Origin of the sequence: Bradyrhizobium sp. HKCCYLR20261 (assembly GCF_051168435.1) — a bacterium.
In the GTDB taxonomy this organism is placed as follows: domain Bacteria; phylum Pseudomonadota; class Alphaproteobacteria; order Rhizobiales; family Xanthobacteraceae; genus Bradyrhizobium.
The window spans coordinates 469,452-492,151 of sequence record NZ_JBNPUZ010000006.1 but is presented as its reverse complement, the minus strand read 5'-3'; the positions used below and the strand labels follow the sequence as shown (position 1 = coordinate 492,151).

At 66.5% G+C, this 22,700-nt stretch carries 20 protein-coding genes and 1 tRNA gene; 12 read left to right on the top strand and 9 right to left on the bottom strand.

Features of this window, described 5'->3' with window-relative positions:
* Positions 1-34: 34 nt before the first annotated feature.
* The 3 genes from ACQR1L_RS17660 to rpsI all read left to right on the top strand — a co-directional run bounded on the left by ACQR1L_RS17660 (position 35) and on the right by rpsI (position 1,570).
* Positions 35-463 carry a PaaI family thioesterase gene (locus ACQR1L_RS17660; protein WP_434859192.1) on the top strand — a complete coding sequence of 143 codons (429 nt, stop codon included), beginning with the start codon at positions 35-37 and terminating at the stop codon, positions 461-463.
* Positions 464-621: 158 nt separating this feature from the next.
* Positions 622-1,086, top strand: coding sequence for a 50S ribosomal protein L13 (gene rplM, locus ACQR1L_RS17655; RefSeq protein WP_008966110.1), 465 nt, complete (start codon positions 622-624; stop codon positions 1,084-1,086).
* 1 nt (position 1,087) lies between these two features.
* Positions 1,088-1,570, top strand: a complete 483-nt coding sequence (rpsI, locus tag ACQR1L_RS17650; protein WP_006611043.1) for a 30S ribosomal protein S9 — start codon at positions 1,088-1,090, stop codon at positions 1,568-1,570.
* Positions 1,571-1,661: 91 nt separating this feature from the next.
* On the opposite strand, the gene ACQR1L_RS17645 is transcribed toward rpsI, so the two are convergent.
* Positions 1,662-3,743: a LamG-like jellyroll fold domain-containing protein gene (locus ACQR1L_RS17645; protein WP_434859191.1), complete on the bottom strand. Its 2,082-nt coding sequence runs from the start codon at positions 3,741-3,743 to the stop codon at positions 1,662-1,664.
* Between the two features lie 388 nt (positions 3,744-4,131).
* On the opposite strand from ACQR1L_RS17645, the gene ACQR1L_RS17640 reads away from it, so the two are divergent.
* From ACQR1L_RS17640 to ACQR1L_RS17625, 4 genes are all read left to right on the top strand, one after another.
* Complete coding sequence (locus ACQR1L_RS17640; RefSeq protein WP_434859190.1) at positions 4,132-5,361, top strand: diguanylate cyclase; 1,230 nt, start codon at positions 4,132-4,134, stop codon at positions 5,359-5,361.
* A 70-nt stretch (positions 5,362-5,431) separates the two neighbouring features.
* Entirely contained in the window at positions 5,432-5,734 is a 303-nt protein-coding gene (locus ACQR1L_RS17635; RefSeq protein ID WP_006611040.1) for an antibiotic biosynthesis monooxygenase family protein, read from the top strand.
* Between the two features lie 18 nt (positions 5,735-5,752).
* Entirely contained in the window at positions 5,753-6,301 is a 549-nt protein-coding gene (locus ACQR1L_RS17630) for an HD domain-containing protein (protein ID WP_434859189.1), read from the top strand.
* A 123-nt stretch (positions 6,302-6,424) separates the two neighbouring features.
* Entirely contained in the window at positions 6,425-7,594 is a 1,170-nt protein-coding gene (locus tag ACQR1L_RS17625; RefSeq protein WP_434859188.1) for a M20 aminoacylase family protein, read from the top strand.
* A 12-nt stretch (positions 7,595-7,606) separates the two neighbouring features.
* Here the strand turns inward: ACQR1L_RS17625 and ACQR1L_RS17620 are convergent, their stop codons facing one another.
* Positions 7,607-8,755 (bottom strand): AI-2E family transporter, encoded by a 1,149-nt coding sequence (locus tag ACQR1L_RS17620; protein WP_434859187.1) that lies wholly within the window; start codon positions 8,753-8,755, stop codon positions 7,607-7,609.
* Between the two features lie 272 nt (positions 8,756-9,027).
* On the opposite strand from ACQR1L_RS17620, the gene ACQR1L_RS17615 reads away from it, so the two are divergent.
* Together ACQR1L_RS17615 and ACQR1L_RS17610 are read left to right on the top strand one after the other, a co-directional pair.
* Entirely contained in the window at positions 9,028-9,798 is a 771-nt protein-coding gene (locus ACQR1L_RS17615; RefSeq protein WP_434859186.1) for a gamma-glutamyl-gamma-aminobutyrate hydrolase family protein, read from the top strand.
* A gap of 79 nt (positions 9,799-9,877) precedes the next feature.
* Positions 9,878-10,486: a hypothetical protein gene (locus ACQR1L_RS17610; RefSeq protein ID WP_434859185.1), complete on the top strand. Its 609-nt coding sequence runs from the start codon at positions 9,878-9,880 to the stop codon at positions 10,484-10,486.
* Positions 10,487-10,538: 52 nt separating this feature from the next.
* On the opposite strand, the gene ACQR1L_RS17605 is transcribed toward ACQR1L_RS17610, so the two are convergent.
* The 5 genes from ACQR1L_RS17605 to ACQR1L_RS17585 all read right to left on the bottom strand — a co-directional run bounded on the left by ACQR1L_RS17605 (position 10,539) and on the right by ACQR1L_RS17585 (position 16,142).
* A complete protein-coding gene (locus ACQR1L_RS17605; protein ID WP_434859184.1) occupies positions 10,539-11,447 on the bottom strand; it encodes an amidohydrolase family protein in 909 nt (302 codons plus the stop codon).
* Positions 11,440-12,726 carry an MFS transporter gene (locus tag ACQR1L_RS17600; protein ID WP_434859183.1) on the bottom strand — a complete coding sequence of 429 codons (1,287 nt, stop codon included), beginning with the start codon at positions 12,724-12,726 and terminating at the stop codon, positions 11,440-11,442. Before ACQR1L_RS17600 ends, ACQR1L_RS17605 begins: the two co-directional genes overlap by 8 nt.
* A gap of 124 nt (positions 12,727-12,850) precedes the next feature.
* Entirely contained in the window at positions 12,851-13,753 is a 903-nt protein-coding gene (locus tag ACQR1L_RS17595) for a helix-turn-helix domain-containing protein (RefSeq protein WP_434859182.1), read from the bottom strand.
* 414 nt (positions 13,754-14,167) lie between these two features.
* Positions 14,168-15,577 carry a type I glutamate--ammonia ligase gene (glnA, locus tag ACQR1L_RS17590; protein WP_006611030.1) on the bottom strand — a complete coding sequence of 470 codons (1,410 nt, stop codon included), beginning with the start codon at positions 15,575-15,577 and terminating at the stop codon, positions 14,168-14,170.
* A 226-nt stretch (positions 15,578-15,803) separates the two neighbouring features.
* Positions 15,804-16,142 carry a P-II family nitrogen regulator gene (locus tag ACQR1L_RS17585; RefSeq protein WP_009027873.1) on the bottom strand — a complete coding sequence of 113 codons (339 nt, stop codon included), beginning with the start codon at positions 16,140-16,142 and terminating at the stop codon, positions 15,804-15,806.
* A 571-nt stretch (positions 16,143-16,713) separates the two neighbouring features.
* Between ACQR1L_RS17585 and ACQR1L_RS17580 the strand changes: the two genes are divergently transcribed.
* Positions 16,714-18,213, top strand: coding sequence for an NAD(P)H-hydrate dehydratase (locus ACQR1L_RS17580; protein ID WP_434859181.1), 1,500 nt, complete (start codon positions 16,714-16,716; stop codon positions 18,211-18,213).
* Between the two features lie 180 nt (positions 18,214-18,393).
* Here the strand turns inward: ACQR1L_RS17580 and ACQR1L_RS17575 are convergent, their stop codons facing one another.
* Together ACQR1L_RS17575 and ACQR1L_RS17570 are read right to left on the bottom strand one after the other, a co-directional pair.
* The gene (locus tag ACQR1L_RS17575) at positions 18,394-19,476 is read right to left on the bottom strand and encodes an enolase C-terminal domain-like protein (protein WP_434859180.1); all 1,083 of its coding nucleotides are present in this window, start codon (positions 19,474-19,476) and stop codon (positions 18,394-18,396) included.
* Positions 19,477-19,500: 24 nt separating this feature from the next.
* Positions 19,501-20,799 (bottom strand): multicopper oxidase domain-containing protein, encoded by a 1,299-nt coding sequence (locus ACQR1L_RS17570; protein ID WP_434859179.1) that lies wholly within the window; start codon positions 20,797-20,799, stop codon positions 19,501-19,503.
* A 186-nt stretch (positions 20,800-20,985) separates the two neighbouring features.
* On the opposite strand from ACQR1L_RS17570, the gene ACQR1L_RS17565 reads away from it, so the two are divergent.
* Both ACQR1L_RS17565 and tig read left to right on the top strand, forming a co-directional pair.
* Positions 20,986-21,070: transfer RNA gene (locus ACQR1L_RS17565), tRNA-Leu, on the top strand.
* A 172-nt stretch (positions 21,071-21,242) separates the two neighbouring features.
* Entirely contained in the window at positions 21,243-22,601 is a 1,359-nt protein-coding gene (gene tig, locus ACQR1L_RS17560) for a trigger factor (protein WP_434859178.1), read from the top strand.
* Positions 22,602-22,700 lie beyond the last annotated feature (99 nt).

Below are 22,700 nucleotides of genomic sequence, written 5' to 3'. Positions count from 1 at the left end.
TATCAGAAGGCAACGACACAAAGCAGGGGGAGACATGACGGCCAAGATGACCATCGCGGAGCTGGAAGCGTTCCTGCACGCGGAATTTCCCCAGGCCTTCCGGACCGGCGGCGACATCACGATCGAAAGCGCCGATGGCAAGAGCTGCCTGCTGCGGCAGCGTTTCAACGAGCGCATGCTGCGTCCTGGCGGAACCGTGTCCGGGCCGACGCTCATGGCCTTGGCCGATTTCGCGATGTATGTCGTGCTGCTGTCGGCGATCGGCCCGGTCGGGCTCGCGGTGACCACGAATCTCAACATCAACTTCCTCCGCAAGGGCGCCGCCGGGGCAGACGTGCTGGCGGAAGCGCGGCTGCTCAAGCTCGGCAAGCGGCTGGCCGTGGGCGAAGTCACTCTGCTGTCAGGGGAATCGCCCGATCCGATCGCCCATGTCACGGCCACCTATTCCATTCCGAACGCGTGAGCTTTTCGAGGGTATTATTACACCATATTTGCAAGTGACTGGTTTCATTGCAGGAATTTTGCTTCGGTGGCGTTGACGAAAGCGGGACGCTTCTCTAGAAGCTGCGACCAGTTCGGCGCGTCATCCGCGCCGCATTCTCCCTGTCACGGATATCTCTCATGAAAACCTTTTCGGCAAAGCCGGCCGAGGTCCAGAAGAAGTGGGTCGTGATCGACGCCAAGGGTCTGGTCGTCGGTCGTCTCGCCACGCTGGTCGCCATGCGGCTGCGCGGCAAGCACCTCCCGATCTACACCCCGCACGTCGATTGCGGCGACAACGTCATCATCGTCAACGCCAAGCACGCCGTGTTCACCGGCCGCAAGCGTGAGCAGAAGACGTATTACAAGCACACCGGCTTCGTCGGTCACGTCAAGGAGCGCACCGCGCGCCAGATCCTCGAGGGCCGCTTCCCGGAGCGCGTGCTCGAGAAGGCCGTCGAGCGCATGATCCCGCGCGGCCCGCTCGGCCGCGTGCAGATGGGCAATCTGCGTGTCTATGGTGGACCCGATCATCCGCACGAGGCGCAGAACCCCGAGAAGATCGACATCGCGAAGTTGAACCGCAAGAACACGAGGGCCGCATAAGATGGCCGAAAGCATCCAGTCTCTCGATCAGCTGTCGCAGCTCAAGGGCGCCGTCACCGCTCCCGACGCTCCGAAGTATGAGAAGAAGGTCGACAAGTTCGGCCGCGCCTATGCCACCGGCAAGCGCAAGGACGCGGTCGCCCGCGTCTGGATCAAGCCGGGCTCCGGCAAGGTCACCGTCAACACCCGCGACATCGAAGTCTACTTCGCCCGTCCGGTGCTGCGCATGATGATCGAGCAGCCGATGGTCGTCGCCGCCCGCAAGGGCCAGTACGACGTGATCTGCACGGTCGCCGGCGGCGGTCTGTCCGGCCAGGCCGGCGCGGTCCGTCACGGCCTGTCCAAGGCGCTGACGAACTTCGAGCCGGAGCTGCGCAGCGTCCTCAAGAAGGGCGGCTTCCTGACCCGCGACTCGCGCGTCGTCGAGCGCAAGAAGTACGGCAAGGCCAAGGCCCGCCGCTCCTTCCAGTTCTCGAAGCGCTGATGTCCAGGCGATCCGGCTGCGGCCGGATCGGTCAGCTTCGAATACGAACGGGCGCCCTCGCGGGCGCCCGTTTTGTTTGTGCGTGTGTCGATCAGGCGCTGGCGCGGCGCGCGGTCAGCCACTGGTTCGGCGCCAACGGCTTCGAGACGACACGCACCTCGCCGATGCTGCCGATGAAGCCGTCCGACGGCGCGCGATCCCACCAGCCGCAGCCGAGCGCCCAGGGCTGGGACGCCGCGACGCTGGCGAGCCCATTGCCGCCGATAACGCTGCGCACCACCGGCGCGCCCTCGATGTAGAGCACGGTCGAATTGTCTTTGGGATCGTTGACGATCGCGAGGTGATACCAGGTGTTGAGCATGATCTCGCCGGACCAGTCGGTCTGCGGCTGGCTGGTCGCGCTCGACGGCACGATCTCCCACTGCACCTCGCGCAGGTTCGATATCGCGAACAGGATCGGCGGCGATTCCGGATCGCCGCCGGCATAGTTCGGCAGCCAGCCGCGGTTGCCGAAGCGGGTCAGGATGTTGCACCAGGCGTGATCCGCGGCCTTCCAGTTCGGATCGATCTTGATGAAGGCCTCGACGGTGTAGCCTTTGGCGAAGGTCGCCGCGTTGATCGGCGCATTGGCCGCTGTCGTGAACCAGCTGAACCGGCCGCCGCCCTGCTTGGTGGTGTTGAGGAACTGCACGCTGCCCGGCGCCGACGACAGGCGATGCTTGTCGGCGGTGAAGACGACGTCGGCCGCTTGAGCGGCACCGGCGAGCGCGGCGCGTTGCATCGGATTGCCCGCGGTCAGGTCCGGCAGCGCGGTGCCGGCGGCGACGGCCTTGCCGATCGCCGACGACGCGATGCGCCAATGTGCGACGGTTTCGGCGATCAGCGGGTAGTCCTGCTCGTTCGCGGGCGGCACCACCGCTGGCTCGGGCTGTTCGGTGTAGTTGGCGTAGAGGTCCTGCTTGACGCGCGGCAGGATCGGCGTGCCGGCGAACGCCGGGAGATGGCAGAAGCGGGTGAAGCGCGAGAAGCGGCGCTGGAAGTCGATCTCGATGGTGAATTCGTGGTTGTCGTCGGACAGCCACGCGCGATCGAACTGCTTGAGGCTGTTCTTCGGCTTTTGTACGACCCAGGGCGAGAACGAGGCGACGTCGATTCTGTTCTTCGTGAAGTCGAACTCGTACAGCCGCATCAGGCCGTTGCCGCCCTGATAGGCCATCTGATAGTCGACGACCATCTCATGCACGGGATTGTGGAAGTCGTTGAACTTCGTCAGATGCGCGCCGCCATGATAGTGGCCGTTGAGCGTCATGAAGATCTGGTCGTTGCGGCGGATCAGCCTGTCCCAGAGATACTGGCCGTACGGCACCTCGAGCGGGCTGACACCGTCATTGGCGATGTTGAGCAGCTGGTGATTGGCGAGGATCACAGGCAGCATCGGATAGCGCGCGATCATGCTGTTCGCCCAGGCGATGGCGTCATCGGAGGCGCGCCAGGATAGCGACAGCACCATGAAGCTGACGCCGCAGGCGTGGAAGACATGCGCCTCGTGCCAGCCGCTCGGATGGCGCTCCAGGAAGGTGCGCTGCTTGGCGGCGCGGCTGGCCGGGAACCAGGACAAATACGGCTCGGACGGGGCGCGCTGCGCGTCGGTCCCCGAGCCCTGGCTCGCCGCGGTCTCGAACTCAAGCGCCTGCAGCACGTCGTGATTGCCGGCGAGCACCGAGTAGGGGCGGCCGGCGTTCTCCAGCAGCTTCATCGCGGCGTCGGCGACCGCCCATTGCTGCGGATGCTTGACCTGGTCAACGACGTCGCCGAGATGGATCGTGAATGGGATGTGATACTTCGCGGCGTTGTCGACGATGAACTGCGTCTGCGCCGGGTAGGGCGTGCTGCCATATTGGCGCTGATAGGCCTGGCCTTCCTCCGACGTCGCATAGCGCGAATAGAACTGCGTATCCGGAAGCACGGCGAGCGCGAAGCTGGTGGTCACATGATGATGGTGATGATGCATGCGCCAATGCCAGTGCGCTTGCGCCTGGCCCGGCAGCATGCTGGCGCCGAGGCCGAGCGCCGACACGCCCATGGCGTTGCGCAGCAGCGTGCGGCGATCGACGCCACCAGCCGGATGATCTGCCGCGGATTTCTTGTCGTTTGTATCGTCGTCGAAAGACATTCTCGTCCCCTCGTGTGGCCGCTTTGCCCCTGTCGGGCCGTGTTAGGGAGAGATGATCTCAAATTTGAGAAAGTTTCTTATCGTTTCGATGAGCGTCCGCAATCGGGTGTGAAATGGTTCATATGTCTCGCTTTCATACTCAACTAACAATGACCGGCGGCTGACGGTGCGCAATCCCAGCGAGTGTCGTTTACGGGGGCCATCATCGGTTTTGAATCCTGTTTGCAGCATTTTTGCGCAGCAATTTGCCGGCGAGTTGCGTCGGGCTTTTCGAGAAAACTTGGCATCCCAGGCAAACCTCTTTCCAACAGACCACCCGGTAGCTTGATCGCACTAAGGCCGCGCTAACCCTGAGTTCCCCGCACGGCCGCAGCAACCGAGGTGACGCATGGCGCTCGACAGCATGACGCTCGACATCGTAGCGACAATGGTCGCGGCGCTGCTTGGCGCCATGTTGCTGTATTTCGGACGGCAGGAGAACACGCCGGCGCTGCGCTGGTGGGGCGCGGCCTATATTCTCGGTGCGGTCGCGATCGCGCTGTGGACCCTGGTCGCCGACAGCTATGGCGAGGTGATCTCGCTGCTCCTGAGCTCGATCGGCCTGATCGCCACCGCGATGGTGTGGAATGCGGCGCGCGTATTCCATGGCAAGTCGCCGAGCGTCGCAGGCCTCGCGCTCGGCGCCACCGTCTGGATCGCCAGCGGCATGCTGCTCGATCCCGCCGCGCAGGCGCTGCGGCTGACCATCGGGGCTGCGATCGTCGTGATCTATGCGATGCTCACCGCGGCCGAACTCTGGCAGGAGCGGCGGCGCACGCTGCACAGGCGCTGGCCCGCGCTGATCGTGCCGGCGATGCACGGCTTCGTGCTGATGCTGCCGATCCTGCTCGGCAACATGCTGCGCGACGCGGATGGCGCCTTCGCCGCCGCCTGGGTCACGATCTTCTCCATCGAACTCGTGCTCTATGCGGTCGGCACCGTGTTCGTGATCTTCATGCTGGTGTCCGAGCGCATCGTGTCTGCGCACAAGCGCGCGGCGACGACGGATCCGCTCACCGGCCTGCTCAACCGCCGCGGCTTTGCGGATGCCTGCGCGCAACTGATCGAGCGCGAGGCGCGCGCCGAGCGGCCGGTCAGCGTGCTGATCTTCGACATCGATCATTTCAAGTCGATCAACGACCGCTTCGGCCATGCCGAGGGCGACGAGGTTCTCAAGGTGTTCGCCGACGTCGTCGTCGACAAGCTGCGGCTGACGGATATCTCAGGACGGATCGGCGGCGAGGAATTCGCCGCGCTGCTGCCATGCTCGATCGAGGAGGCAATGGTCGCGGCCGAGCGCGTGCGCCAGGCGTTCGCGGCCTCGGGCGTGGTCTGCGAGGAGAAGCCGGTCGACACCACCGTCAGCATCGGCGTCGCCGGCGGCCCAGCCGGCACCGAGCTCGACGTGCTGCTCGCCGCCGCCGATACCGCGCTCTACAAGGCCAAGCGCTCGGGGCGCAATCGTGTCGAAGCCTCCGCCGAGCTGCCGCTGTCCTTGGAGCGCTACCGCCGCCAGCGCGCGGCCGCCGCGACGGCCACGCCTGCGCCGCAAGCCGGGCAGGCGGCCATCTCCAGCTGACGCGCGGCTTTCTCTCTCCCCTGGTCTGGGCTAGACAAACGGTCCAGCAATCAGGGGAGGCCGCCAGACCATGATCACCGAAATCGCGCAGATCGACGTCAAGCCCGGCACGGAAAAGGATTTCGAGGCCGCGGTTGCCAAGGCGCGCGCCGCCTTCGGCCGTTCCAAGGGCTTTCACGGTTTCGAGCTGCACAAGTCGATCGAGAAGCCGCAGCGCTACCGGCTGATGGTGAAGTGGGAGACGCTCGAGAACCACACCGTTGATTTCCGCGGCTCGGAGAACTTCACCGAATGGCGGGGCCTGGTCGGGCAGTATTTCGCGAGCCCCCCGGATGTCGAGCACACCGAGACGGTGCTGACTTCGGCGGGCTGAGCAGCGCGAGCCGCGATCATGACGCATGACGAGCTGGTTGCGGCCTACACCGCCCCGGGACGGCACTACCACGATCTCGGTCATATCGAGGACTGCCTTGCCCGGCTCGATCGCGTCGCCGATCTCAGTGTCGGCGACCGCGAGATCCTGACCCAGGCGATCTGGTGGCACGACGTCGTCTATGATCCCACGCGGTCCGACAATGAGGAACAGAGCGCCGTTCTCGCCGAGCAGCATGTCGCGCCTGACATGCGAGACGAGGTCGGCCGCCTGATCCGCCTGACACGAACCCATGATGTTCCCGCAGGCGACCGCCGCGGTGCGCTGCTGGTCTCGATCGACCTCGCGGTTCTCGGCGCCGACGAGGCGACCTACGACGCTTATGCGCGCGCGATCCGGCGCGAATATGCCCATGTGCCGGACGACGCCTATCGCGCCGGCCGCGCGGCCGTGCTGGAGCGGTTCGCGAGCCGGCCCGTGATCTATCCCGATCCCGCCTTCGCCGCGGCGCTGGACGGAAAGGCGCGGGCCAACCTCGCGCGCGAGCTGAGGCAATTGCTGACTTAGCCGGGATGCAGCCTGCGCAGTGATTGCATGTGCTGATAGCGCTTGCGTTTTGCTGCCGTGCGACATGCAATGAGATGACATGCGCGCCGTCCTGGCGCGCGCCTCATTTTCCGGAACTCCCTCATGCCGATCATCAATCGCGCCGCCGAGCTGGCGCAGGACGCCACGGTCTGGCGCCGTGATTTTCACCAGCATCCCGAGTTGCAGTACGAGGTGCATCGCACGGCGGCGCGCGTCGCCGAGCTGCTGACCTCATTCGGCGTCGACGAGGTCGTGACCGGCATCGGCCGCACCGGCGTCGTCGGCGTGATCCGCGGGCGGGAGCCCTCGTCGCGTGTGATCGGCCTGCGCGCCGACATGGACGCGCTGCCGCTGCAGGAAACCCGGGACATCCCGCACAAATCCACCATCCCCGGCCGGATGCACGCCTGCGGCCATGACGGCCACACCGCGATGCTGCTCGGCGCCGCGCGCTACCTCGCCGAGACCCGCAACTTCGCCGGCACGGCGGTCGTCATCTTCCAGCCGGCCGAGGAGGGCGGGGCCGGCGGCCGCGCCATGGTCGAGGACGGGCTGATGGAGCGCTTCGGCATCGAGGAGGTCTACGGCCTGCACAACGCGCCGGGAATGCCGCTTGGACACGTCTCGACGCGCCCCGGCGCGGTGATGGCGGCGGCCGACACCTTCGAGGTGCGCCTGAAGGGACTTGGCGGACATGCCGCGCGGCCGAACAAATGCGTCGATCCGATCATCGCCGGCGCGCAGATCGTCACGGCCTTGCAGTCGATCGTGGCGCGCAACGTCGATCCGGTCGAGAGCGCGGTGCTGTCGATCACGCGCTTCCATGCGGGCACCTCGGCCGACAACATCATCCCGCAGACCGCGGTCATCGGCGGCACTGTGCGCACGCTCGACGAGGAGGTCCGCCGCCTGATGGACGAGCGCTTCAAGAGCGTCGTGACGGGGCTCGCCAACGGCATGGGCGTCGAGGTCGAGATCGACTACGAATGGGGTTATCCGGTCGTGATCAACCATGCCGAGCAGACCGCGTTCGCCGCCGACGTCGCGCGCAGCGTCGTCGGGCCGGACCAGGTCAAGACCGACATGCCGCCCCGGCTCGGCGGCGAGGATTTCGCCTATATGCTGCAGGCGCGGCCCGGCGCATTCGTCTTCATGGGCATCGGCGATGGCGCCGGCGTGCATCACCCGGAATACGACTTCAACGACGACGTGATCCCGCACGGCATCAGCTATTGGGCCAAGCTCGTCGAAACGGCGATGCCGGCCGGCTGACCGGCGCGTTCCTCAGATCGCGGCCGCGGCGTCCTCGGTGCGGCGGTCGCTCTTGAAATAGTCGATCATGACCTTGGCGATCGCCATGAGCGGCAGCGCCAGGGTGAGGCCCCAGACGCCGAACACGATGCCGAGCAGGATCTGGAATGCGAACAGCGTGGCCGGCGGAATGTCCAGCGCCTGGCGCTGGATCAGCGGCGTCAGCACGTAGCTCTCCATGGCGTGCACGCCGAGGAACAGCACGAAGGCGGAGACCGCCGCGACCCATCCGGAGGCGAGGCTCGCCAGCACCACGATGACGCCGGCGATGATCGCGCCGACCGTCGGGATGAAGGCCAGGAGCCCGGCCTGGATGCCGAGGATGAACGAGCTCTGCACGCCGATGATCGCGAGTCCGATCCAGGTGACCACGAACACCGCGAACATCGTGGTGATCTGCGCGATCAGCCAGCGCTCGAGCGTATAGCTGATGCGGTCGATGATCACCGTGGCCTGGTCGCGATACTTGGCCGGCGCCAGGAACAGCAGGCCGCTGCGGTAGACCGACGGCTGTGCCGCAAAGGCCAGCCCCAGGAACAGCACGATGAAGAAGTTGCCGACGGCGCTGACGGTGCCGAGCAGCAGCTTGAAGGTCTGGCTGACGATGGCGCCGCCGGATGATGCCAGCGCGCTGGGCGAGGGCAGGCCTCCCGGCAGGCCGTGCGACGCCGATTGCGTCGGGGTCGTCGTCCCGCCATCCGGCGCCGCCGTGGCCGTGTTGGTGCCGTTGAACTCGAAGAAGCTGGTGTCGATGCCGTTGCGGTCGAGGAAGCCCTTGATGTTGCCGAGCTGCGACTTGATCGTGTCGCTCAGCACCTTGGCCTGGTCCGCGATGGTGGTGCCGCCGAGGAAGACGATGCCGACGAGCAGGGCCGCCAGCGCCACGCAGACGATCGCGAGCCGCAACGGGTGCGGCCAGGGCAGCACGCGGCCGAGCAGGGTGGTCATGGCGTTGAGGGCGACGCCCAGCAGCATGCCGGAAAACAGCAGGAACAGCGCCGCAGCGTAGTACCAGCTGAACGCCAGCGCCGCGGTGAACAGGATCACCCCGATGCCGCCCACGGCAATGGCCCAGGCCAGGTCGGTTCGGTCCTGGAGGCGCGGGTCGGCGGGGGCGGTCATGCGGCGTCCTTTGTGCTGATCGGCCCCCACACATTGGCGAAAACGGCTGGCGGATCAAGCAAAGGCTTGCGTGGCCGTTCATCGGCTGGAAGCCATGCGGGGTTGCCCGGAATTGGCATTGGGGACCCGCGCGGTCATATGTTGATCCGGCTTTGCGACGCGGGCATGATTTGAAGAGGCACGATTTGTGCCTCCAGGCCGGGACCACATCTGGCTGAGACCATCTCGGGCAGAGACAAAGGCCTGGGCGCACAGGGAGAGAAACGAGGGCAATGAAACGTCCCGTGGTCGGCGTGATCGGCAACAGTCATCGCGTCGAGAACAGGTTCAACGTGCAGATGGTGGGCGAGCGCAATCTGAGCGCCGTGGCCGAGGTCGCGGGCGCGCTGCCGCTGATGTTTGCCGGTGTCCCGGAGATCACCGACATCGCGGCGCTGCTCGACGTGGTGGATGGCGTGGTGCTGACCGGCGCCCGCGCCAACGTGCATCCGACCCGCTTCAACACCGAACCGAGCCTCAAGCACGAGCCCTACGACGTCCATCGCGACGAGGTCGCGCTGCAACTGACCGAGGCGTGCGTCGCCCGGGGCATTCCGCTGTTCGGCATCTGCCGCGGCCTCCAGGAGATGAACGTCGCCTTCGGCGGCTCGCTGCATCCGGAGATCCGCGAGATCCCCGGCCGCATGAACCACCGCATGCCCCGGCTTGAGAATGGTGAGATCCATCCCGATCCGACCGTCATCTTCGCCGACCGCCACGAGGTGCGGCTGACGCCCGGCGGCGCCTTCGCCGGCATTCTCGGCTGCGACAGCATCAAGGTGAACTCGCTGCACGGCCAGGGCATCCTCGAGCCCGGCGACCGCGTCGTCATCGAGGGCATCGCCGAGGACGGCACCATCGAGGCCATTCGCATCGCCGATGCCCCGAGCTTTGCGCTCGGCGTGCAGTGGCACGCTGAATATGATCCGCAGAAGAACCCGATCAACCGCAAGCTGTTCGAGGCGTTCGGGGAGGCGGTGCGGAAGCGGCGTCTCGCGGCCTGAGGTCGGGCATGAACCCGCGTTGGGTTGGGGCAGACCAAGGTTTGATTTGCTCCATGATGTCTCCTGACAAGGTTCCTGGATGCGCCACGTTCTGATCACAGCCGCTTTGGTGAGTGCTTCTCCCGTCCTTGCCCAGACCGCCCCGCCAAGCGAAGGGCCGATCACCTGCACGCAGCCCGTGGCTTCGACCGACACGGCGAAGAGCATTCAGCAGCGTTATGGCAGCGACGCGGTGGTGCAGGATCTGCCCGGCGCCGAGGGCGAGACCTATAAGGGCCTGGTCCTGTTTCCGCGCGCGGCGGACCGGCGCATCGAGATCTCGTTCATCGAGGACAAGAAGGCGACGGTCTCAGGCCTGACGCTGCGCGACACCGCCAAGACCAGCCGCTGGAGCGTGGCCGGCATCAGCATCGGTGCGAGCGTCGCGGCGGTGCAGAGCGCCAACGGCAAGCCGTTTGCCGTGGCGGGCTTCGGCTGGGACTATGGCGGTTACGTCACCGACTTCAAGAACGGCGCACTCGGGCGCACGCTGCCGGGCGGCTGCTCGATCACGATCCGCTTCGGCACCAGCAAGGACACGCCGCGCGCGCTGTCGGGGGATGGCGTGAAGGTAGCCTCCGACAATCCGGCGCTGCTGAAGCTCGCGCCGGTCGTGACGGAGATCGGCGTGAACTTCGCCGCGAGGTGATCGACGTCGCCGCCAGCGCGAGACCGGCGGGATCGTTGCCACGGCTCATCGATCACTCACGGCCTGCGCCCGGCGGAAAGCCGTAAAGGCGGTGGGCATTATCAGCGAGGACTCGGTTGCGGGCGGCGGAATCGGGTACCCAATCGGCCAGCAGGTCGAGCAGGTCGCCGACGTTCATCATGTGGCCGCGATGCGCTACGTGCGGCCAGTCGGAGCCCCAGACGCAGCGGTCGGGCGCCGCCTCGTGCAGGCGGCGGACGAAGGGCACCGTATCGGCATAGGGCGGTCTGTCGACCGTGTTGCGGTAGGCGCCGGACAGCTTCACCCAGGCGCCATCTCGCACCAAGGAGACCAGCGTCTGAAAGCCGGGGTCCGCGAGTCCCCGCGACACCGGGAAGTGGCCCCAGTGATCGATGACGATCGGCACGGAAAGGCCGTCCAGCCGCGGCGCCAACGCCGGCAGATCGGCGGCGTCGATCAGGAATTGGAGATGCCAGCCGAGCTCACGGGCAAGCGCTGCGTAGGCGTGCAACTGATCGAAGCCGATGCCGCCGCCGTACAGCACGTTGAGGCGCAGCCCGACGACGCCGGCCTGCTGCAGCGCCGCCAGCTCTCGGTCCGGAAGGCCGAGCGGGATCACCGCGATGCCGCGCAACCGTTTGCTGTTGGCGCGCAGCGTCTCGACCATGAGGCTGTTGTCGGTGCCGTGGACGCTGACCTGGACCAGTACGCCATAAGTCATGCCGGTGGCATCCAGCATCGCCAGATAGGATGCTGCGGTGGCCTCGGGCGGCGTGTAGCTGCGCTCGGCCACGAAAGGATGCCGCGGCGGCAGCCCGATGACATGGGCGTGGGTATCGACCGCGCCCGGCGGCACCACGAACCGGGTGGCCGTGCGCGGCTTCGGATCTGGTCCCGCGCAGGCGGGAGCCTTTTCTGGTTCAGACGCAGGCTCACGCATCGGCGTGCAGCACCTTGCCGCGCGTCTCCGGCAGCGCATAGGCGGCGACGAAGAACAGCGCATAGGCGAAGAGGGCGAACAGGCAGATGGCGGTGGCGAGCGAGGTCATCTGCGACAGATAGCCGACCAGGAACGGAAACAGCGCGCCGATGCCGCGGCCGAAATTGTAGCAGAAGCCCTGGCCGGAGCCGCGCAAGCGGGTGGGGTAGAGCTCGGTCAGGAAGGCGCCCATGCCGGAGAAATAGCCCGACGCGAAGAAGCCGAGCGGAAATCCGAGCACCCACAGCAGCTCGTTCGACAACGGCAACTGGGTGTAGGCGGCGACGACGACCATGGCGCCGAGCGAGAACACCAGAAACAAATTGCGTCGGCCGAAGCGGTCCGCATACCAGGCGCCGACGAGATAGCCGACGAACGAGCCGATGATGAGGGCTGCGAGATAGCCGGTCGAGCTCACGATCGAGAGCTTGCGCTCGGTGGTGAGAAAGCGCGGCACCCAGAAGGTGATCGCGTAGTAGCCGCCCTGGCAGCCGGTCGCCACCAGCGAGGCGAGGATGGTGGTCTTCAAGATCGGCCCCTGGAAGATCTCCAGGATCGACGGGCGGTCGCCCGCGGCGGCGACCTTGGCGCGGGCGGCGGCGGCGACCTCCGGCTCCTTGACGTAGGCGCGCAGATACAGCACCAGCAGCGCCGGCAAGGCTCCGATCGCGAACATCCAGCGCCAGGCCTGATCGGCCGGCAGCAGCGAGAACAAGGCGGCTTGCGCCAGCACCGCGGCGCCCCAGCCGACCGCCCAGCCGGACTGGACGCTGCCGACGGCGCGGCCGCGATATTCGGCGCGGATGGTCTCGCCCATCAGCACCGCACCGGCCGCCCATTCACCGCCGAAGCCGAGCCCGAGCAGGGCGCGGAGCACCAGCAATTGTTCGAAGTTCTGCGCAAAAGCGCACAACAGCGAGAACAGCGAAAACCAGATGATGGTGAGCTGCAGCGTGCGAACGCGGCCGATGCGGTCGGCGAGATAGCCCGCCGCCCAGCCGCCGAAGGCCGAGGCGAGCAGCGTCACCGTTCCGGCGAGGCCCGCGGTGCCGGCATCGACCTTCCACAGTGCGATGATCGTGCCGATCACCAGCGGGTAGATCATGAAGTCCATGCCGTCGAGCGCCCAGCCGGTGGCGCAGGCCCAGAAGGTGCGCCGCTCGGCCGTGGTCATGCCATTGTAGAAGCCGGTGAGGCTCGTATCCTCGATCGGCACCACCCGGTCTGTAGCTGTCGACATCCTCGCCTCCCATGCGCCGCTCTTCTTGAACGGTTGATCGGCGGCAGAGTTCGCTGAAAGATCCGACGGCGTCTGTCAGAAAATTGCCGGGATCGGCGCTGCCGCGCCTTGCTTTGTCAGGAAATCACCGGCCGCCGCGCTGTAGGCGGCGATAGCGCGCGGGGCTTTCGCCGGTCACCGTCCGGAAGGCGGCGCCGAAATGCGATTGCGAGGAGAAGCCGAGCGACAATGCGATGTCCACGATCGGCAGGTCGGAGGTGGCGAGCAGCCGGCGCGCGGCGAGCACGCGCTGCTCGACGACGAAGCGATGCGGCGTCGTTCCGGTCGCCTGCTTGAAGCTGCGGATGAAAGAGGATGGGCTCATCCCAGCGACCTCCGCCATCGCAGCCAGCGTGACCGGCGCGCCGGGATCGGCGCACACGAATTCGGTGACGCGCGCCCGCATCCGCTCGTCCAAGGGCGGCGTTCGCTCCGATCCGGACGGACGCTGCATCGCGTAGCGGTCCGAGACGTGCAGCGCGAGCGTGTAGGCGAACTGCTCGGCGAGCAGCCGGCTTGGCCGTTCGCCGTCACCGCAGCTCTCGACCAGCCGCTTCGCCGCGGCTTCGAGCATTGGATCTTCGGTGTCCCAGGCCTGGTGCATCAGGGTGACGGGCGCTGCAGAGCCGCGAGACGCCGCGACCTCCTTCAGGAGGGCATCGCCGAGATACAGCAACAGCAGCCGGCCCGAGCGAACCTCGGGCACGGCATCGACCACCACGCTGCACCCGGGCTGGCCGATCCGGAAGCGCCCCGCGCTGACCGGCGCATCGCGCCGGACCGTGCCATCCTCGATCAGGACGTGGCGGCGGACGTCGTACAGCGTGATCGCAATCGTCGGCACCGGCAGCTCGCCATACTCGTAGAGATGCGGCCCGGTGACCTCGCTGACCGCCGCGGCAAAGCCCGCCGTCGACCAGAGGTCGATCAGCGCCGACTGCCGTCGTCCGGTGACGCGCTCGGCATGGCGAAGCGGATTGAGCTGCATGGGGGCAGGTTGCGTCTGACTGAATTGAGTGACGCATTTTTTAGCACCGTTCCGCAGGGCTGGCCACCGCAGGACCAGCGTTCGCTACCGCAGCAATCGGTCTGGCGCTACGATGAGAGGATCGCCGCTGCATTTGGGCCTCATGGTTCGAGACGGCGCGCGGTTCTTTGTTTGTCGTTCCCAGGTGCTGACGGGCGCGCGCCTCCTCACCATGAGGATGAAGCGTTGACGTGGCGCTGCATCGCTGACCATGAACATGACGAGATCCATCCCCTAATCCTGAGGAGCTTGGCGCAGCCAAGCGTCTCGAAGGACGAGGCCCGTGGCCGTTCCCACCAAACAACGCTCACTACCAAACAAAAGGGCGCCCCGTGAGGGACGCCCTGGTGTCGTCTCCGCCGATCGTTCGGGCTGTTAGCCCGAGTAGTACATGTCGAACTCGACCGGGTGCGGGGTCATTTCGAAGCGCTCGACTTCGGTCATCTTCAGCGCGATGTAGCTGTCGATGAAGTCGTCGTCGAACACGCCGCCGGCTTTCAGGAAGGCGCGGTCCTTGTCGAGGTTCTCGAGCGCCTCGCGGAGCGAACCGCAGACGGTCGGGATCTGCTTCAGTTCTTCCTTCGGCAGGTCGTAGAGGTCCTTGTCCATCGCCGGGCCCGGATCCAGCTTGTTCTTCACGCCGTCGAGGCCGGCCATCAGCATCGCGGCGAAGCCGAGATACGGATTGGCGAGCGGATCGGGGAAGCGGACCTCGACGCGCTTGGCCTTCGGCGAGGAGGTGTAGGGGATGCGGCACGAGGCCGAGCGGTTGCGCGCGGAGTAGGCGAGCAGCACCGGCGCCTCATAGCCCGGGACCAGACGCTTGTAGGAGTTGGTCGACGGGTTGGTGAAGGCGTTGATGGCCTTGGCGTGCTTGATGATGCCGGCGATGTAGGACAGGCAGGTCTCCGACAGGTCGGAGTACTTGTTGCCCGCGAACACCGGCTTGCCGTCCTTCCAGATCGACTGGTGGACGTGCATGCCCGAGCCGTTGTCGCCATAGACCGGCTTCGGCATGAAGGTGGCGGTCTTGCCGTAGATGTGCGCGACCTGGTGGATGCAGTACTTGTAGATCTGCATCTGGTCGGCCATCAGCGTCAGCGTGTCGAACTTCATGCCGAGCTCGTGCTGGGCGGAAGCGACCTCGTGATGGTGCTTCTCGACCTTGACGCCCATGCGGGCCATCGCGCCGAGCATCTCCGAGCGCATGTCCTGCACCGAATCCTGCGGCGGCACCGGGAAGTAGCCGGCCTTGGTGCGGATGCGGTGGCCGAGATTGCCGCCCTCATACTCGGTGTCGGAGTTGGTCGGCAGCTCCGAGGAGTCCAGGCGGAAGCCGGTGTTGTAGGGCGAGGAGCTGTAGCGCACGTCGTCGAACACGAAGAACTCGGCTTCGGGGCCGACGAACACGGTGTCGCCCACGCCCATCGACTTCACCATGGCCTCGGCCTTCTTGGCGATGCCGCGGGGGTCGCGGTTGTACGGCTCGCCGGTGGTCGGCTCGAGCACGTCGCAGGTGATGATCATGGTGGTTTCGGCGAAGAACGGATCGATCGTCGCGGTCACCGGGTCGGGCATCAGGCACATGTCGGACTCGTTGATCGCCTTCCAGCCGGCGATCGAGGAGCCGTCGAACATGGTGCCTTCGGCGAAAATGTCTTCGTCGATCATGCTGACGTCGAAGGTGACGTGCTGCCACTTGCCCCGCGGATCGGTGAAGCGGAGGTCGACGTATTTGACGTCATTGTCTTTGATTGCCTTCAAGACGTCCTTGGCGGTCTTCATGAATACCCCTCTTGGCTGAAACGTCACGGCCCGGCGCGGGACGGCGTCCGCGGGTCATGCTCCATTAGCCTCGCCGGGGGGCCAAGACAATATCGGAAAACGCCAAAAAGGCCGCATGCAGATGCCTCTTAGAGGACATCTGAGCTGCCGTGGCCGCTGCTGCGCAGCGTCTATTCCTCAACGGGCGCCTGGAGCGAAACCGTCGTTCCAGGCCGCCCGCGCCGGGCTAGATCGCGTCCAGCCCCGATTCTCCGGTCCTGATGCGGATGGCTTCCTCGATGTTGGACACGAAAATCTTGCCGTCGCCGATGCGACCGGTCTGCGCCGCGCGGCGGATCGCCTCGATCGCGCGCTCGACCAGGTCGTCGCCGATCACGATCTCGATCTTCACCTTGGGCAGAAAGTCGACAATGTATTCGGCACCGCGATACAGCTCGGCATGGCCCTTCTGGCGGCCGAAGCCCTTGGCCTCGGTGACGGTAATGCCCTGAAGCCCGACTTCCTGAAGCGCCTCCTTCACCTCGTCCAGCTTGAACGGCTTGATGATGGCTTCGATTTTCTTCACTGAGCGCCTCCCGGGCATTCCGCTATAAAACACAGTTGGGTCATCGTCAGGCTGCGCGCCCCGCGCAGGTCGTTCGATCATTCCTCGACCGGCCCTGACGCTCTCCAGCGGAGGCCAGTGATTGACAGCCCGTCTTGCCCCGTGCCGAAGTGGCTCCACAAAAGCAGGGTCTATGCCAAGTCGTTCACGCGCCTGAATCGCGCTGATATCCCGGACTTTCGTGCGAGCCCGACGATTCCCCTTCAGAAGGTGTAGAATATCGAAGCCTGAGAATTAGGCAAACAGGGCATAAGTTGTGCAGTTGAGGGGCTCCCGGCCATGCGATGGCTGAAATGCCCAGGGAACAGGCGGCGTTGCCCGTTTTGCGTGACCTGTCGACTCCATCGCGCGCTTGGAAGTTGCCGACAGGCGCGGCAATAGAGGAACGGGATTCGACGGCGGCCAAGGCCGAGGGACGGATGCGCCAAGCGGCGTGCGAGGCAGCCTTGGGAGCAGCCTTGGGAGCAGCCTTGGACGCGGACTTGGGACGTGACACAGCCGCGCGATGCCGCGGCTGGGGATATGAGTAACGATGGACATTCTGACCACGAGTGAAATGGAGCGGGCCGACCGGCTGACGATCGCGGCGGGCACGCCGGGATTTTCGCTGATGCTGAGTGCCGGTCAGGCGGTCGCCGAGGCGGCGATGGACCTGGTCGAGGCCGGTCCGATCGTCGTCGTGTGCGGGCCGGGCAACAATGGCGGCGACGGTTTCGTGGCCGCGGCCGAGCTCGCGGCGCAGGGGCGCGAGGTCTCGGTGATCCTGATGTGCGAGCGCGATGCGCTGCACGGGGACGCGGCCTCCGCGGCCAAGGGCTGGAAATTCCCGGTGCTGCCGTTCACGCCGCAGGCGATCGGCAAGCCGGCGCTGATCATCGATGCGCTGTTCGGCGCCGGGCTGAGCCGGCCGATCACGGGCGAGCCACATGACGTGATCGCGGCGATCAACGCCAATGGCGCGCCGGTGCTCGCGGTCGATCTGCCGAGCGGCATCAACGGCACCACCGGCGCGGTGATGGGCATCGCGGTCCGCGCGACGGAGACCGTGACCTTCTTCCGCAAGAAGCCGGCGCATCTGCTGCTGCCTGGCCGGCAGCATTGCGGACGGGTTCGGCTCGCCGATATCGGCATCGATGCCCAGGTGCTCGACGAGATCAGGCCGCAGGCGTTCGAGAACGATCCGGAGCTGTGGCACGGCCGCTTTCCCGTGCCTCGCATCGACGGCCACAAATATGCGCGCGGCCATGTGCTCGCGGTGTCCGGCGACGTCACCGCGACCGGCGCGTCGCGCATGGCGGCGCGCGCCGCGCTGCGCGCCGGCGCGGGACTGGTCACGCTGGCCTCGCCCCGGGACGCGCTCGCGGTGAATGCCACGGCGTTGACCGCGGTGATGGTGCGGGCCGCCGACACCGCCATCGAATTCGGCGAACTGCTCGGCGACAAGCGCTACAACACCTGCATCATTGGTCCGGGCACCGGCGTCAGCGAGCGGACGCGCGACCTGGTGTTCACGGCGCTGTCGGCGCAGCGCCATCTGGTGCTGGATGCGGACGCGCTGACGAGCTTTGCCGATGCGCCGTCGCGGCTGTTCGAGCAGATCAAGACCGCGCCGGAAGCGCAGATCGTGCTGACGCCGCATGAGGGCGAATTCCCGCGGCTGTTCTCGGACCTCAGCAACAAATATCCGGGACGTTCCAAGCTCGAGCGTGTGCGCGACGCGGCCGCGCGCTGCGGCGCCGTGGTGCTTCTGAAGGGGGCCGATACCACCGTCGCCGCACCGGACGGACGTGCCGCGATCGCCGCCAATGCGCCGCCCTGGCTGGCCACCGCCGGCGCCGGCGACGTGCTCGCCGGCATCATCGCGGGCCTGCTGGCTCAGGGCGTACCGGCGTTCGAGGCGGCCAGCATCGGCGTGTGGATGCATGGCGAGGCCGGCAGCGAAGCGGGGCCGGGGCTGATCGCGGAGGACCTGACGGAGACGCTGCCGGCGGTGTTTCGAAGGCTCTATGATCGATTCGGGATTGAGTACTGAGGACAGCGAGCCGTCACGTCAGCAACAATTGTCATGCCCGCGCAGGCGGGCATCCAGTACGCCGCGGCCTGTCGATTAGATCAAAGACGTCCCGGCGTACTGGCTCGCCCGGTCAAGCCGGGCGATGACGGTTGTGGGTGTAGTCACGTCCGCGCGTCTCGCGCGCATTCTAGTGCTTGCTCACGTTACCTGATACTTCGCCACCGCGCTCTCGTTCCACGCGAGCCCGAGGCCCGGGCCTTTCGCGGTGACCTTGCCGTCGACCACCTGCAACGGCTCCGCAAGGATGGCGCCGGCGAGATCCAGCACCTCGAGGAGGTGCGCGGTCGGTGTCACCGCCAGCACATGCGCGCTCGCCTCGGGCAGGATGTGGCTCGACATCGGGATCGAGGCGGCATCGGCTTGCCCCGCGACGTTGAGCCAGCCGGTGATGCCGCCGACCTTCATCAAATCGGGCATGATGAAGTCGGAGGCGCCGGCCGCGATTGCTTCCGCAAAGCCGCGCGGAAACCACCAGTTCTCGCCGGCCTGGATCGGAATCTCGGAGCGCTCGCGGACGGCGGCGTGGCCGGACAGATTTTCCTGCGGCACCGGCTCCTCGATCCAGGTCAGGTCGTAATCGGCCAGCCGCGCGATTCTGCTCGTGGCTTCCGCGGGATCGAGCGATTGGTTGAAGTCGAGCATCAGCGCGATGTCCGGGCCGAGCAGGGCGCGCAGGCCCTTGATCATGGCCTCGTCGGTGGCGAGGTCGCCATGGCCGCCCTTGGTCTTGATGGCACGGAAGCCGTGCTCGTCGCGCGCGGTGCGCAGGGTGCGCTCGTCGTCCCTGGCGTCGAGCACGCCGTAGCTGTCATAGGCCGGGATCGGACGGGGCGCGCCGCCGAGCAGGGCGGCGACCGGCTTGTTCGCGATCTGGCCGAGTGCGTCCCAGAACGCCATGTCGAGACCCGAAACGGCCATGCCGACCAGGCCCTGCCAGCCGAGCAGGCGGAATTTGGCGTCCATCGCCTTCATGAGGTCGAACGGCACCAGCGGCTTGCCGGCGAGCTCCCGGCCGATCTCCTCGACCAGGTGCACCAGCGGCTTCAGTGCGAGTCTGGTGTAGGCGAACAGGTAAGAGTGCCCCGTAACCCCCTGATCGGTCGTGACGTCGATCAGCACCAGCGGACCGGTGTCGATGACGCCGAAGGCGTTGCGCAGCGGGCGCTTCATCGGGGTCACGACGGCGCGCGCGGTCACGCCGGTGATGGCGGCTGTGGTCATGGGAGTTCTCCCTGGTTCGTTTCCTCAAGCGATCTCATACCACCGCAACAGCCGCGGCGCTGCCCAGTTCGCGGCCATGCTCTCCAGCAGGAACCGTCCGGACTGTTGGGCGAGAAACGCGATGCGCTGGGTCTGGCCGGCTTCGAGCGCCAAGGTGTCGAGCCAATAGGGCTTCCAGCCGTCGTCGAGCCGGTCGAGCAACCGGAATGGCTGGCCGTGCAGATGGACCACATTGGTGCCGCTGGTCTTGTTCGCCAACGCGAGCACGACGACGCGGCCGGCCTTGGCCTGGAAGGCAGGCGCACTCGTCGCGCTGAACTGCACCGCCGGGCGCCAGTCGGGGCCGTCGAGCGCGAGGTCCACGCGCACGGCCTTTCCCAGATCGAGCTTGTCCGGCAGGCCGTTCGCGGGGAGCGGCGGCGCCGGCGGCAGCGGCGCAGCCCGCAGCGGTGGCTCGCCCGACGGCGCGAGCCGGGCGAGGGGGCGCGCGGCTGTGCCGTCATGAAGCAGGACCTGGAGCGGCGCCTTGGCGGCGGGCATGTCGATGAACACGTCGGTGCGGCCGCCGGGCGGCAGCACCACGGCGCCGTTGCGGGCGAGGAACGGTTCGGCCGGCTGGCTGTCGATCGCCATGACCCGGACCGCGTCGAGGTCGGCGATTTTGATCGCGATCACAGCGCGATGGCAGCCATTGATGATGCGGAGCCTGACCCGCGCATGGGTCCGCAGCGCGATCTCCGGCTGGATCTGGCCGTTGACGGCGTAGACCAGCTCGGCGTCCTTTGCCTCGGTGCCCGGCGCCAGCGCGTTTCCGTCCGGCCTCAGCCGGAAGTCCTCCACCAGGAAAATCTCGTCGCGGTCGACAGTTACGGGCTGGGCCTCATCGACGATGACAGGTAGCGGCCGGATCGGGAGAGCCGCATGATCGGCCAGCAGCCGCACGTCGAGCAGGCCGGTGCCGGCCCGTGCCGCGGTCGCGGCGATGCTGGTCCGGCCGCCGGGCCCGACCGCCGGCTGCCCCAGCAGCGGGGCGGGCAGAGCGAGGCCGCGGCCGGCAAGGGCCGCTGCGACGGACAGCCCGTTCGAAAAGCCGAGGTCGAGTGCCGCGTCACGGGCAAGCCGGACCAGCGGGGCGGGGGCCGTCAGCCGCCAGAGCTGGCTGGGCGCGCGGCCCGGGCCGAGCGCAAGAGATTCGGCGCGGGCCTCCAGCGCCAGCCCGATCCGGCTCGCGGCCACCGCGGGCCTGCCGAGCGATGCGGTCAGCCCTGCCGCGAGGCCTTCAAGCAGCGTCCTGCGGCTGATCCTCTCCACAGGCTGCCTCATGCGGCAAAACATCGTGCGATGAGGGGGATGCGGATCATGTGGTTTTCCCTTATGTGTGCGTCCGACACGGTCGATCGGCCGGCCTGTGGTGCTGTCGCCAGCCCATTTTTTTGCTGCGGACGGTTTCGCGCGTGGTATAAGCCGCGCCGCCCGCGGCACCGCGGCCGGGTTATCGATGCAGTTCACGCGGGCGTGGCGGAACTGGTAGACGCGCTGGATTTAGGTTCCAGTGACGAAAGTTGTGGGGGTTCGAGTCCCTCCGCCCGCACCAAGCGCTGCTCTGGCGTTTGCCCCAAGTTTTACCGGCGACCCCGCTGTCTCGCAAAGAGAAAGCGGGCCGCCGACCCACCCGGCGCAAGGCGTTTTGCCGCGCGTCGTCCACAATTGAGTCAGGTGTGTCCGGATCGCAAGGGTTCGGACCGTAGCGGAAGAAGATTGGCGCCATGCAGGTCACAGAAACCTTGTCGGAAGGCTTGAAGCACGAGTTCCAGATCAGCGTTCCGGCGGCGGATCTTGACGCCAAGGCGGACGCCAAGCTGGTCGATCTGAAGGACAAGGTCCGCATCAACGGCTTCCGCCCCGGCAAGGTGCCGGTGGCGCACCTGAAGAAGATCTACGGCAAGTCGGTCATGGCCGAGACCATCGACCAGACCATCCGCGACACCAACACCCAGATCTTCACCGAGCGCGGCTTCCGCCTGGCCACCGAGCCGAAGGTGACGATGCCGACGGAAGAGGCCGAGGTTGAGAAGATCCTCGCCGGCCAGACCGACCTGACCTACACCGTCGCGATCGAGGTCGTTCCCGCCATCGCGCTTGCCGACTTCAAGACCTTCACCGTCGAGAAGCCGGTCGCCGACATCACAGACGCCGACGTCGACGAGGCCATCAAGCGCCTGGCCGACGCCAACCGCAGCTACGCCGCCAAGGCCGAGGGTGCGAAGGCCGAGAGCGGCGATCGCGTGAAGATCAACTTCAAGGGCACCATCGACGGCGTCGCCTTCGACGGCGGCACCGGCGAGGGCATCGATGTCGTGATCGGCTCGAACACCTTCATCCCGGGCTTCGAGGATCAGCTGGTCGGCGTGGGTGTCGGCGAGACCCGCACGCTGAAGGTCACGTTCCCGACCAACTATCTCAACAACGAGCTCGCCGGTAAGGCCGCCGAGTTCGAGACCACCGCGACCGCCATCGAGGCGCCGGAGGACAAGGTCGTCGACGACGAATTCGCCAAGACGCTGGGCCTCGAATCGCTCGACAAGCTGAAGGAGCTGATGCGCGACCGGCTGGCCGGCGAGTTCAGCCAGGCGACCCGCCAGCGCGTCAAGCGCGCGCTGCTCGACCGCCTCGACGAGACCCACAAGTTCGATGCGCCGCCGTCGCTGATCGACGAGGAGTTCAACCTGATGTGGAACTCGGTCCAGGCCGAGATGAAGTCGAGCGGCAAGACCTTCGCCGACGAGAACACCACCGAGGACAAGGCGAAGGAAGAGTACCGCACCATTGCCGACCGTCGCGTCCGTCTCGGCCTCGTGCTGTCGGAGATCGGCGAGAAGAACAAGATCACCGTGACCGACGACGAGGTCAGCCGCGCCGTGATCGAGCGTGCGCGCTCGATGCCTGGCCGCGAGAAGGAGGTTTGGGACTTCTACCGCAGCAACCCGCAGGCGCTCGCTCAGCTGCGCGCGCCGATCTACGAGGACAAGGTCGTCGACTTCATCCTCGAGCTCGCGAACGTCACCGAGAAGAAGGTGTCCAAGGACGAGCTGTTCAAAGACGACGAGAACGACAAGGCGGCCTGATCGGGCCACCGTTCGTCGGGTTTGCGACATCAGCGCATGATTAAGGTTGACCGGCGAAAGCGCCGGTCAACCCGGTTCCGGCGCTGGTCGCCGCGGCGG